The sequence below is a fragment of the Dietzia sp. UBA5065 genome, from assembly GCA_002415925.1.
In the GTDB taxonomy this organism is placed as follows: domain Bacteria; phylum Actinomycetota; class Actinomycetes; order Mycobacteriales; family Mycobacteriaceae; genus Dietzia.
Window position 1 is genome coordinate 4,527 of record DIAZ01000168.1, and the last position, 11,669, is coordinate 16,195.

Below are 11,669 nucleotides of genomic sequence, written 5' to 3' on the forward strand. Positions count from 1 at the left end.
TCGATCATCGGCCGGTTCTTCCCGCCGAATTCTTCGGGCCACCCCAGTGTCAGCCAGCCGTCTCGGCCCATCTCCGCGACGATCTCGCGGTACGCGTCGCCGTGCCCGTACTCGCCGGTGGTGGAGGTGAAGGCCTCGCGTCGTTCAGGGGTCATCAGTGCCGAGAAATACTCGCGCAACTCCCCGCGCAGACGTTCCTGGTCGGTGGTGTAGGTGATGTCCATATGCCCTAAGCTCATCGGTGAGTGGAACACGTTCTAGTGTCGTGTCTCACATAGTATCCAACCATCTCGCGGCCATGGTGGCCGTGGGTGCGACCGAGGAGGACGGCATGAGGATTGAAGTCGATCCCGACCGCTGCGAGGGGCAGGCCGTGTGCGTCGGCCTGGCGCCGAAGGTCTTCGAGCTGAACGACGACGACGAGGTCGTGCGTGTGATTGTCGACGAGGTCCCCGAGGACCTGCAGAAGCGCGCACTCAAGGCTGTGGAGAAGTGCCCGATGGCCGCGCTGAAGGCCGCGGAGTGACCGCGGGGATGGGTCGGGAGAATCTCGACGCGGACCTCTCACTCGACGGGCGCGTCGCCGTGGTCACCGGGTCCGGCTCGGGTCTCGGCGCGGCCGAGGCGGTCGAGCTCGCCAGGTCGGGCGCGGCCGCGGTGGTCATCAACGACATCCGCGCCGGTGAAGCCGCGGACGCGGTGATCGCGGACATCGAGGCGGCCGGAGCCAAGGCGGCACTCGTCGTGGGCGACGTCTCCGAGCGGGAGACCGCCGACGCCATGGTGGCCGAGGCCCTCAAGCTCGGTGGGCTGCACGTGGTGGTCAACAATGCCGGGATCACGCGCGACAAGATGCTGTTCAACCTCTCCGACGAGGATTTCGACGCGGTCGTGAAGGTGCATCTGCGCGGTCACTTCCTGCTCACCCGCAATGCGGCCGCCCACTGGCGCGAGGAGAGCAAGAAGTCCGGGGGGCCGGTCTACGGCCGGCTCATCAACACCTCGTCGGAGGCGGGGCTCTTCGGCCCGCCCGGCCAGGCCAACTACGGCGCGGCCAAGGCCGCGATCACCGCGCTGACGCTGTCCGCGTCGCGGGTGTTGGAGCGCATCGGCTGCACCGCCAACGCGATCGCCCCGCGCGGTCGCACCGGGATGACGGAGGCGGTCTTCGAGCCCTGGGACCCCTCCGAGGGGCCGGATCCGCTCTCGCCGGACCGGGTCGCGGACCTCGTGTCCTACCTGGCCTCGCCCGCTGCCGCGGACGTCACGGGTCAGCTGTTCGTGGTATACGGCGGGATGGTGGCGCTCGTGGAGGCGCCCGTCGTGGAGAAGAGGTTCGACGCGGAGGGTGGCGTATGGGACCGTCGCGAGTTCGCGGATGCGATCTCCGGGCACTGGTCAGGACGCCCGGAGGGCAAGTCCTTCTCCGCTGCGGAGATCATGAAGCTCTGAGTGGCGGGCCCGTCCCCGGCGTGATCGACGTCGATCGCGCCGGGGACGACTTATTGGTGTGTCGGGCGTGTTAGATTCCCCCGACGCGAGCTGGCAGGGGCACCGGTCGGGGGGATGGGGAAGCCCTTGTCAGATAGAACGTGTTCTAGCTACTATGTAATCTGGGTCACGATGAACCGGTCACTTGTTCAGTTTGGTGTGACCGGGGGATGAAGGAAGACAGGAGGGGGCGCCATGGCGAGGGTTATCGATGCGCCGCTCAGAGGGATCGGCGACTTCGTCGCCATGACGCTGGACACCTTCGTCTCCTTCCCGACGATCGTGCGACAGGGCCGGGAGTTCGTCGAGCAGTCCTGGTTCATCGCCCGGGTCTCGATGCTGGCCACCGTTCTGGTGGCGATTCCCTTCACGGTCCTGGTGAGTTTCACGCTCAACATCCTGCTGCGCGAGATCGGCGCGGCCGACCTGTCCGGCGCCGGAGCCGCTCTCGGCGCGGTGACGCAGGTGGGCCCCATGGTCACCGTGCTCATCGTCGCCGGCGCAGGCGCGACCGCCATCTGTGCAGACCTCGGAGCGCGCACCATCCGCGAGGAGATCGACGCGATGGAGGTGCTCGGCATCGATCCGGTCAAGCGCCTGGTGGTGCCCCGGGTCGCGGCGTCGACCTTCGTCGCCCTCCTGCTCAACGGGCTGGTGTGCACCATCGGCATCCTCGGCGGGTTCCTCTTCTCAGTGTTGCTCCAGGGAGTCAACCCGGGGGCCTTCGTCAACGGCATCACGCTGCTCACCGGTCTCGGCGAGTTGATACTCGCGCAGGTCAAGGCCGGGTTGTTCGGGATGCTCGCCGGGCTGGTCGCCTGCTACAAGGGGCTCTATGTCCGCGGTGGTCCGAAGGAGGTCGGCAACGCGGTCAACGAGACCGTCGTCTTCGCGTTCATGGCGCTGTTCGTCGTCAACACCGTGGTGACTGCCGTGGGCGTCAAGGTCCTGGGGGCGTGAGGTGACCGTCATCGAGACCACCCGGTTCCCGCGCCTCGCGCGGGCCCGGCACCACACCGTCGGCAGGATCGACGATTTCGGCGGCATCGCTTTGTTCTTCTGGCGAGCGCTGCTGGCCACGCCGCGGGCGCTCACGCATTACCGCAAGGAGACGCTGCGGCTCATCGCCGAGATCGCCATGGGTACGGGCGCGCTGGCGATGATCGGCGGCACCGTGGTGATCGTCGGGTTCCTCACCCTGGCCACCGGCGGCGTGATCGCCGTCCAGGGGTTCTCGTCGCTCACGGATGTCGGGGTCGAGGCGCTCACCGGTTTCTTCGCGGCGTTCATCAACGTGCGAATCGCCGCCCCGGTGATCGCCGGCATCGGGTTGGCGGCCACCATCGGGGCCGGTGCGACCGCCCAGTTGGGCGCGATGCGCGTGTCGGAGGAGATCGACGCACTCGAGGTGATGGCGATCGACTCGGTCACCTACCTCGTCTCCACGCGGATCGTCGCCGGGATGATCGCCGTGGTGCCGTTGTACTCCCTCGCCGTCATCGCCTCGTTCCTGGCGAGCCGGTTCGCGACCGTGGAGATCTACGGACAGTCCGGGGGCGTCTACGACCACTACTTCTCGACGTTCCTCATCCCCACGGACATCCTGTGGTCCTTCGTGCAGGCCATCGCGATGGCCATCACGATCATGCTCATCCACACCTACTACGGCTACAACGCGGCCGGCGGTCCCGCCGGAGTCGGCACCGCCGTCGGAAACGCCGTCCGCACCTCGCTCATCGCCGTGGTGACCGTAACCCTTCTCGTCTCCCTCGCGATCTACGGCGGAGACGGCAACTTCAACCTGTCGGGATAGGAGACACAGATGGCGAGGACGGTGAGTCAGAGCGACGCGGTGCCCAAGCGCGTCGCGGCCGCGAGCCTGGCGCTGTTCATCGTCGTCGTGGTCGCGCTCTCGCTCCTGATGTTCGTGCGCGCCTTCGACGACCGGGTGCCGCTGACCGTGCGCAGCGATCGCGCGGGTCTGGTCATGGAGGCCGACGCGAAGGTGCGTTCGCGTGGCGTCGAGATCGGCAATGTCACCGACATCCGCCAGGAGTTCGACGGTGCGACCCTCGACATCGAGGTGGATCCCGCCGCTCTCGAGGCGATCCCGTCCAACTCGGTCGTGACGATCGGGTCCAATACGGTCTTCGGAGCCAAGTCGGTCGACTTCGAACCCCCGGCGCGCCCTGCCCCGACGGCCCTCGAGGCCGGGGCCGTCGTCGAGACGTCCAACGTCACCACCGAGGTGAACACCCTCTTCGAGGACCTCACCGTCCTGCTGGAGGCGATCGAGCCGGAGAAGCTCAACGCCACGCTGGGCGCCATCTCGGGCGCTGTCGACGGCCGGGGCGAGCAGGTGGGGAGCACGATCACCGATCTGAACGACTACCTGCAGGAGATCAACCCGCAGATCGAGACCCTCCAGCGCGACCTGGCCAAGGGGTCCCGCGTGGCCAACCTCTACGCCGACGTCACGCCTGACCTGATGCGGTTGCTCGACTCCGGCACGGACGTCGGCGCCAACGTGGTCAACAACCAGGCCCGGTTCGAGCAGCTGCTGGCCTCCAGCATCGGAACCGGGGAGACCGGCAAGCGGCTGCTGTCGGAGAACGGCAACGAGCTCGTCAAGACACTGTCGGACCTGCGGGCGTCAACCAGCCTCCTCGCCGAGTACTCGCCCATGCTGACCTGTCTGATCGTCGGGCTCAACCAGGGTGTCGAGGGCGCGATGTCCGCCTTCGGTGGCAAGGACCAGCCGGGTCTCGTGTTCAAGGCCGGTTTCCAGCAGGGTGCGCGCGCGTACGAGTACCCCAAGGACCTCCCGAAGGTCAACGCCAGCACCGGGCCCAACTGCTACGGACTGCCGTTCCCGGACCCGGACGTCCACGCCCCGTTCGTCGTCACCGACACCGGCTCCAACCCCGTGGAGGGTATGCCCGACGTGTTCACCTCTCGCCCCGCGCCGCTCTTCGGTCCGCTCCGTCCGACCGTCCCCGGGGTACCCGCCCCGCCGACCCTGTTGCAGGTCATGCTCGGCATGGACGGGGGCACCCCGTGAGCGCGGGGCGCGCGGCAGCGCGCGACCTCCGCGCCACCGTGGTGAAGCTGACGCTGTTCACCACGGTGATGGCGCTGGTCCTCATCGGTCTGGTGGTGGTCTTCAGCGAGTACCGGTCGGGTGACACCGAGGACTACAACGCCGCCTTCACCGACGTCTCCGGTCTCGAGCCGGGGGACAAGGTGCGGATCGCCGGCGTCGAGGTGGGCACGGTCGGCAGCATCGAACTGGCGGAGGGGAACACCGCCGCCGTGGAGTTCTCGGTGGCCGGGGACCAGGTGGTCCACACCAGCACCGAGGCGATGGTGCGCTACGAGAACCTCACCGGGGACCGGTACCTGGAACTCAAGCGCGGGGAGGGTGACCAGTCCCCGCTCGAGGTCGGCGGGACGCTACCGCTGTCCCAGACGTCGCCGGCCCTGGATCTGGACGCGCTCCTCGGCGGGTTCCGACCGCTGTTCAAGGCGCTCGATCCCGGCCAGGTCAACCAACTGTCCGAGTCCATCGTCAAGGTGTTCCAGGGGGAGGCGGGAACCGTCCAGGATCTGCTCGCCGCCACGTCATCCCTGACGCAGACGCTGGCGGACCGCGATCAACTCATCGGCGACGTGATCACCAACCTCAACGGGGTGCTCACCACGGTGGCGGACAACCAGGACAATGTGGACTCGATCGTCGACGACCTCCAGCAGCTCGTCTCCGGTCTGTCCGCGAATGCCGAGCCGATAGGCGAGTCCGTCGAACGCCTCAACGACGCCAGCGCCAACATGACCACACTCCTGTCCGACGTCCGCCCGGCCCTGCGCGAGGACGTCGCGCAGCTCGACAGGGTGGCGACGCTGATCAACGAGGACGAGCCCTTCGTGGAGGACGTGATCAACCGACTGCCGAGTGACTTCGAGAAGATGGGTCGGCTGGGCGTCTACGGCAGCTTCTTCCAGTTCTACCTGTGCGGCAACATCGTGCAGATCACCGACCCCGCCACCGGGCAGGGGCTCTACATGCCGCAGTACGAGCAGACGACGGGACGGTGTGCCTTCCCCGATGAGTGACGATTCAAGCCAGGCGCCCCCCAAGGCGCCCCGCGGTCAACTCCGGTTCCGAGACCGCGATCCCAAGAAGCTCGGCGTGTGGGGAGCAGTGGGCGCCGTGGCGTTGATGGGGATCTCCCTCAACTACGACCGCATCCCCTACGTCAACGGCATGCGCGACGCGACCGTCTACGTCGCCGACGCCGCGGGTCTCGACACCGGGGACCACGTCCAGGTCGCCGGGATGAATGTCGGGACGGTCCGCAAGATCGAGCTGGACGGTGACCGGGTGAGGGTGCGCTTCGCCATCAACCGGGGTGTCGAACTCGGTGCCGACACCTCCGCGCAGATCAAGACGGACTCGATTCTCGGCCGCCGCGCGCTCGGCGTCTTCTCGGACGGCCGGGGAGATCTCGAGGACAACACGATCCCGATCGAGCGGACCTCCGTCCCGTACTCGCTCACGTCGGCGCTCGGCGACCTCAGCGACACCGTCGAGGCCATGGACACCGACAAGGTGGACGAGGCCCTGACCGTTCTCGCCGAGACCATGGAGGGGTCGTCTCCCGAGGTCCGGGGTGCGATCGACGGGATCACCCGTCTGTCCCGCTCCCTCAACGAACGCGACGAGGGGGTCCGACAACTGCTCGAGAAGGCGGCCGGTACCACCGATGTGCTGGGCAGGCGCAGCGACCAGATCAACCAGCTCATGGTCGACGGCAACACCCTGTTCACACAACTCGACCTGCGGCGTCGTGCTCTCAGCGAGCTCATCATGAACATCGACGAACTCGCGCGTCAGCTGTCGGGGCTGGTCCAGGACAACGAGGCCCAACTCGGGCCCGCCCTGGACAAGCTCGAGCAGGTTTCCGATCTACTGATCCGCAACAAGGACGACATCGACCTGGGCCTGCGTCGGATCGTCCCGTTCTCCACGGCGTTGAGTGAGGCCGTCGCCTCCGGACCGTGGTTCAACGCCTACATATCCAACCTGTCCCTCGGCCACTACCAGCAGACGATCGTGAGGGACCTGTTGCCACTGATCGACGACCGCGTCCAACCCGAACCCGGTCTCGTACGCGAGCCGACCATGCCGGGCGTCCCGGGCCTGACCCTCATGGACGAGCACCCCGGCTGGGGCGAGAAGAGGGTGCCGCGATGAGTCGAATCCTGTCTTCCCCGCTGGCCAAGATCGTGGCGCTGCTCGCCGTGATCGCCCTGGTCGTGGGCGCGGTGTGGTTCTTCACCGCCCGCACCAAGACGATCACCGCCTATTTCCCGTCCACCAGGGGTGTCTACGAGGACGACACCGTGCGGGTCCTGGGTGTGCGAGTCGGCAGCATCTCCGAGATCGCCACCGAGGACGGCAAGTCCAGGGTGACCATGGAGGTCGACCGGGACGTCGCCATCCCGGCTGACGCCAACGCACTGTTGGTCGCGCAGTCCCTCGTGGCCGAGCGCTTCATCCAGCTGACCCCCGCCTTCACCGGTGGGGAGGAGATGCCCGACGGCGGGACGATCCCCGTCGAGCGGACGGCCGTCCCGGTCGAGTGGGACGGGGTCAAGGAGCAGCTCATGAAGCTCTCCTCGGCCCTCGGGCCGACCGGTGACGAGGAGACCGGTCCGCTCGGGGACTTCGTGGAGTCGGCGGATTCGATGCTCGAGGGCAACGGTGGCGAGATCCGCGATGCTCTCAGCGAGGTGTCGCAGACCATGTCGCTGCTGTCCGACGGCCGGGAGAACCTCTTCACCACCCTCAAGAACCTGCAGCTCTTCGTCACGGCCCTGTCCCAGAGCGAGGAGCAGATCGTCTCCTTCGGCGGCAGGCTCGCCAGCGTCTCCCAGGTGCTGGGCGACCAGACCGCGGACATCGATGCGGCCCTGCGCGATCTCGATCTGGCGGTGATGGACATCAACCGGTTCCTGGAGAACCACGGCGACCGTGTCACCACCGGTGTCGACAAGCTGGGCCGGGCGACCGAGGTCGTCCGCGACCGCCGGGCGGAACTGGAGGGCGTGCTGCACGTGGGGCCGACGGCGATGTCGAACTTCTACAACATCTACCGGCCGTACCAGGGTGTGCTCACCGGTGTCCTGGCCATGAACCAGATGGCCAACCCGACCAACTTCATCTGCGGCGCCATCGCCGGCCTGGCCAACAACACCGCCGAGTCCGATGCGCAATTGTGCGCCGAGTACATGGGTCCGCTGTTCAACTCGTTGACCTCCAACTACCCGTACGGCGCGGTCACCCCGCCGATCACCCCGACCGCCGAGCCCCACCAGATCTGGGAGCGGCAGAAGCCCGGGACCCAGACCCCGCCCGGTGTGCAGCCGGTGTCGGACCGCCCGGACCCGCTGGTCAACGTCGTCAACCGTGGGGACAACCTCACCGACACCCTGCTCGTGACGGGAGGTGCCTGATGCTCGGCAACGGATCCGGGTTCCGCCTGCGGGCGGTCGGCGCGCTCGGCACGGTGGTCCTGCTCTCGGGGGCCGGGTGTTCGTGGCAGGGTCTCAACTCCCTTCCGCTCCCCGGGGCCCAGGGCAAGGGTGAGGGTGCCTACGAGGTGACGATCGAGATGCCCAACGTCACGACCATCACCCGCAACTCCCCGGTGCGGGTCAACGATGTCAACGTCGGTTCCATCACCGCCATGCGGGTGGAGGACTACACCGCGATCGTCACGATCAGCCTCAACGAGGAGGTCAGGCTCCCGGCCAACGCCCACGCCAAGATCGGGCAGACCAGCCTCCTGGGCTCCCAGCACCTCGAGCTCTTCCCGCCGCCGGAGGGCGACCCGCAGGGCACACTGGCGGACGGTGACGTCATCCCGCTGGCCCGCGCCGGCGTCTACCCGACCACCGAGCAGACGCTGTCGGCGTTGTCGGTCGTCCTCACCGACGGCGGCCTGGCCCAGTTCGAGACCATCGCCACCGAGCTCAACACCGCCCTGGACGGCCGCGAGATCGACGCCAACGAGGTCCTCACGCAGCTGGACACCACCGTCAGCGGACTCGACGACCAGCGTGCCGACATCATCGCCGCGATGGAGGGGCTCGATCGCCTGTCCCGCCAGATCAACGAGCAGAACGACACCCTCGCCCGGGCCCTGGCCCAAATGCCGGAGGCGCTGACGTTGATCAACGATCAGAAGCAGCAGCTGACCACGGCCCTGGTCTCGCTCGGGGACTTCGGCAACAAGGCCAACCAGGTCATCGATGCGGGCGGCGGGCAGAACCTCGTGGACAACCTCCGCGACGTCACCCCCGTCCTGGAGAGCCTGGCCAACGCCGGACGCGATCTGACCCGTGCGCTGAGCGTGCTCATCACGTTCCCGTTCCCGCAGGCCGGTATCGACAACTTCCTCCGCGGCGACTACGCCAACCTCTACATCCACGCGGACGCCACCATGCCGCGACTGGCGGAGACCATGCTCCTGGGCACCGAGTTCGGTAACCGGATGGCGGGCGTCGAGGGCTACATCGGACTCGCACCGAACCCGCTCGCCGGGGCCGACCCGTACTCCCTCGACGTGCCCCGGCCGGAGCCCGCACCCGACGGCGCGCCCGCACCCGACGGCGTGCCCGCGGCCGCGGGGGCCGCCACCGCGCCGGCGCAGGAGCAGACCGGCGAGGATCCCGCGCCCGCGGAGCCGTCCGCCACCCCGACCGAGGAGGCACCGCGATGACCCGTCTCGTCAAGATCCAGTTGACGATCTTCGCCGTGGTCACCGTTCTGGCCCTCGCGGTCATGTCCGTGTCCTACCTCAAGCTGCCCACGGCCTTCGGATGGCAGCGCACGGACGTCGCCCTGGAGATGCCCGACACCGGCGGCCTCTACCAGAACGCCAACGTCTCGTACCTCGGCAACGTCATCGGTCGTGTCGACTCCGTCACCCTCACACCCGGGTACGTCGTGGCGAACCTGCACTTCGACGCGCGGGCCGATGTCCCGGAGAACGTCCGGGCCCAGATCCGCAGCGTCTCGGCGGTCGGTGAGCAATACGTGGAGTTCGTCCCGGAGGGCGAACCGAGCGGCGAGCTGGCGGACGGGTCCGTGCTCGGGCCAAACCGGGTCGACATGCCCCAGGGGATCGGACCGGTCCTGGACCAGGCCACCGTGCTCATGGCGTCGATCGACGACGCCAAGATGCGACGCGTGATCTCGGAGTCGTTCGACGCGTTCAACGGCTCGGAGCGCGACCTCCAGCGCTTCCTCGACTCCGCCCAACTGTTGCTAGAGGAGGCCCGCTCCAACACGGACGTCACCCGTCAGCTCATCGCCGACGCCGAGCCGGTCCTGGACTCCCAGCTCCGCTCGTCGGACTCGATCCGGGCCTGGACCCGGAACCTCGCGGACCTGACCGATCAGCTCCGGACCAACGAGCCCCAGCTGACCTCGATCATCCAACGCGGCCCGGACTCTCTGGCGCGGGCGACCAAGGTCCTCAACGATCTGCAGCCGACCATGCCGGTGCTGGTCGCCAATCTGGTGAGCGTCGGCGAGGTGGGCGTCGTCTACAACCGCTCCATCGAGCAACTCCTCGTCATCTACCCCGCCCTGGTGTCCTCGCTCATCACCGCCATCAACGGCGCCAAGGACACCGGTGAGATCAAGGTGGACTTCAACCTCCAGATCAACGAGACCCCGCCGTGCACCACCGGCTTCCTCCCGGCCGATCAACGCCGCTCGCCGGCGGATCTCTCGGTGCCGCCGCTGATGAACGGCATCTACTGCAAGGTGCCCCAGGACTCGCAGCAGGTCGTGCGTGGCGCCCGCAACCTGCCGTGCATGGCGTACCCCGGCAGGCGGGCGGCGTCGCCCGCCGAGTGTGCGGCGAACGACTATCAGCCCGAGGGGATCAACCCCCCGGACACGAGCGAGGTCGGTCCGCCCGGGAACAACCCGAACGGGTGGAACGTTGTGCCGTCGTCGGACACCGGTGAACAGGAGATCCGCACGTCGGCCGCGATGTACGACCCGTCGACTGGCGAATACCTGGGGGCCGACGGCAAGACGTATCGTCAGCTCAATCTCGGTGATGCCGGACGACTCTCGGCGGACGCCGACCTGGCCGACATCCTCACGAACGGAGTGACCTAGTGCCACAGCCGGACGACAATCCCGCCGACCGTGGGCGCCTGTGGCTCACCGTGACCGCGGTGGTCGCGGCGGTATGCCTCGTGGCCGCCGTCGTCGCGACGTCGCTGTGGCTGGGTGAGCGGAACGCGGCGGCCTCCGTGCGCGCCGACCGGGCCTCCGCAACCGAACTGGACGCCTCGTACCGTGACTTCGCGACGACCGTGATGACCAAGCTCATGACCATCAGGCAGGAGACGCTGTCGGAGGATGTCGACGAGATCGTCGGCCTGATCGACGGTGATTTCTCGGAGCAGTTCGCGCCTCGCCGCGATTCGTACGAGGACGTCGTCAAGACCACCAATGTCGTCGCCGACGGTGTGGTGTCCGCCGCGGCCGTCGAGCACTCCTACCCCGACCGGGCCGAGGTGATCATGGCGATCGACCAGACCATCGGCAACCCGAAGTCCGATGAGGACCAGGACCGCCAGTACCGTGTGCGCGTGACCGTGAACCGACACGACGACGGCGAGATGAAGGTCACGGGGGTGAACTTCATCCCATGACCACTCCCGACTCCGACATCCGCGCCACCCGTCGCGCCCGGCGCGAGGCCGAACGCGCGGCCCGCGCCCAGCGCAAGGCCGACGCCGCCCGCGAGCGTGCCCTCGAGGCCGCACGGGCCGGTGGGCTGTTCAAGGGCATGGAGGCCATGCCCCGCACCGAGACCGCCGACGCACGAGCGGATGAGGACACCGCCGGCGGGGCGACCGCCCGGCCGGCCTCCGCGACGCCCTCGCCCTCGCCGGCGCCGGCGTCCCGCGAACCGATCGACCCGGCTCGTCGGCGCACCCTGATCACCGCCCTGGCGCTGGTGTCGGCGGTCCTCGTCGTCGTCACCGGCCTGGCCACGTGGCAGTACGTCGAGGCCCGCGAGGCGACGGCGATCGAGGAACAGATCGCGGCCGCGCCCCGGGCGGCCACCGACGCGGCGCGCGAGATC

At 68.1% G+C, this 11,669-nt stretch carries 12 protein-coding genes and 1 pseudogene; 12 read left to right on the forward strand and 1 reads right to left on the reverse strand.

Annotated elements, in window-relative coordinates; all coding sequences use genetic code 11:
- A partial coding sequence (locus tag B4M60_RS13560) for an acyl-CoA dehydrogenase family protein (protein WP_291085044.1) occupies positions 1–224 on the reverse strand: 224 nt, incomplete at its 3' end.
- 107 nt (positions 225–331) lie between these two features.
- Between B4M60_RS13560 and B4M60_RS13565 the strand changes: the two genes are divergently transcribed.
- The 12 genes and pseudogenes from B4M60_RS13565 to B4M60_RS13620 form a co-directional block, all read left to right on the forward strand.
- Complete coding sequence (locus B4M60_RS13565) at positions 332–526, forward strand: ferredoxin (protein WP_067712138.1); 195 nt, start codon at positions 332–334, stop codon at positions 524–526.
- A gap of 8 nt (positions 527–534) precedes the next feature.
- Complete coding sequence (locus B4M60_RS13570; RefSeq protein WP_291085075.1) at positions 535–1,452, forward strand: 3-oxoacyl-ACP reductase; 918 nt, start codon at positions 535–537, stop codon at positions 1,450–1,452.
- Positions 1,453–1,686: 234 nt separating this feature from the next.
- On the forward strand, positions 1,687–2,451 hold the full coding sequence (locus B4M60_RS13575; protein ID WP_096906016.1) for an MlaE family ABC transporter permease: 765 nt from the start codon (positions 1,687–1,689) through the stop codon (positions 2,449–2,451).
- Between the two features lie 10 nt (positions 2,452–2,461).
- Positions 2,462–3,304 (forward strand): MlaE family ABC transporter permease, encoded by an 843-nt coding sequence (locus B4M60_RS13580; RefSeq protein WP_371607075.1) that lies wholly within the window; start codon positions 2,462–2,464, stop codon positions 3,302–3,304.
- 9 nt (positions 3,305–3,313) lie between these two features.
- Positions 3,314–4,552, forward strand: a complete 1,239-nt coding sequence (locus B4M60_RS13585; RefSeq protein WP_291085060.1) for an MCE family protein — start codon at positions 3,314–3,316, stop codon at positions 4,550–4,552.
- A complete protein-coding gene (locus B4M60_RS13590; protein WP_291085062.1) occupies positions 4,549–5,604 on the forward strand; it encodes an MCE family protein in 1,056 nt (351 codons plus the stop codon). The genes B4M60_RS13585 and B4M60_RS13590 overlap by 4 nt, the downstream gene beginning before the upstream one ends.
- The gene (locus tag B4M60_RS13595; RefSeq protein WP_291085064.1) at positions 5,597–6,745 is read left to right on the forward strand and encodes an MCE family protein; all 1,149 of its coding nucleotides are present in this window, start codon (positions 5,597–5,599) and stop codon (positions 6,743–6,745) included. Before B4M60_RS13590 ends, B4M60_RS13595 begins: the two co-directional genes overlap by 8 nt.
- Complete coding sequence (locus B4M60_RS13600) at positions 6,742–8,007, forward strand: MCE family protein (protein ID WP_291085066.1); 1,266 nt, start codon at positions 6,742–6,744, stop codon at positions 8,005–8,007. The genes B4M60_RS13595 and B4M60_RS13600 overlap by 4 nt, the downstream gene beginning before the upstream one ends.
- Positions 8,007–9,275, forward strand: coding sequence for an MCE family protein (locus tag B4M60_RS13605; protein ID WP_291085068.1), 1,269 nt, complete (start codon positions 8,007–8,009; stop codon positions 9,273–9,275). The genes B4M60_RS13600 and B4M60_RS13605 overlap by 1 nt, the downstream gene beginning before the upstream one ends.
- Positions 9,272–10,690, forward strand: coding sequence for an MCE family protein (locus tag B4M60_RS13610; protein ID WP_291085070.1), 1,419 nt, complete (start codon positions 9,272–9,274; stop codon positions 10,688–10,690). Before B4M60_RS13605 ends, B4M60_RS13610 begins: the two co-directional genes overlap by 4 nt.
- Positions 10,690–11,232: a hypothetical protein gene (locus B4M60_RS13615; RefSeq protein ID WP_291085072.1), complete on the forward strand. Its 543-nt coding sequence runs from the start codon at positions 10,690–10,692 to the stop codon at positions 11,230–11,232. Before B4M60_RS13610 ends, B4M60_RS13615 begins: the two co-directional genes overlap by 1 nt.
- Positions 11,229–11,669, forward strand: a pseudogene (locus B4M60_RS13620) (hypothetical protein); the annotation flags it as partial. The gene B4M60_RS13615 and the pseudogene B4M60_RS13620, both read left to right, overlap by 4 nt.

What these genes read in the sequence shown, in the direction of transcription:
- B4M60_RS13585 (WP_291085060.1), top strand. Translation starts at nt 3,314, where the DNA reads ATGGCGAGGACGGTGAGTCAGAGCGACGCGGTGCCCAAGCGCGTCGCG.
- B4M60_RS13565 (WP_067712138.1), top strand. Translation starts at nt 332, where the DNA reads ATGAGGATTGAAGTCGATCCCGACCGCTGCGAGGGGCAGGCCGTGTGC.
- B4M60_RS13610 (WP_291085070.1), top strand. Translation starts at nt 9,272, where the DNA reads ATGACCCGTCTCGTCAAGATCCAGTTGACGATCTTCGCCGTGGTCACC.
- B4M60_RS13570 (WP_291085075.1), top strand. Translation starts at nt 535, where the DNA reads ATGGGTCGGGAGAATCTCGACGCGGACCTCTCACTCGACGGGCGCGTC.
- B4M60_RS13575 (WP_096906016.1), top strand. Translation starts at nt 1,687, where the DNA reads ATGGCGAGGGTTATCGATGCGCCGCTCAGAGGGATCGGCGACTTCGTC.
- B4M60_RS13600 (WP_291085066.1), top strand. Translation starts at nt 6,742, where the DNA reads ATGAGTCGAATCCTGTCTTCCCCGCTGGCCAAGATCGTGGCGCTGCTC.
- B4M60_RS13605 (WP_291085068.1), top strand. Translation starts at nt 8,007, where the DNA reads ATGCTCGGCAACGGATCCGGGTTCCGCCTGCGGGCGGTCGGCGCGCTC.
- B4M60_RS13595 (WP_291085064.1), top strand. Translation starts at nt 5,597, where the DNA reads ATGAGTGACGATTCAAGCCAGGCGCCCCCCAAGGCGCCCCGCGGTCAA.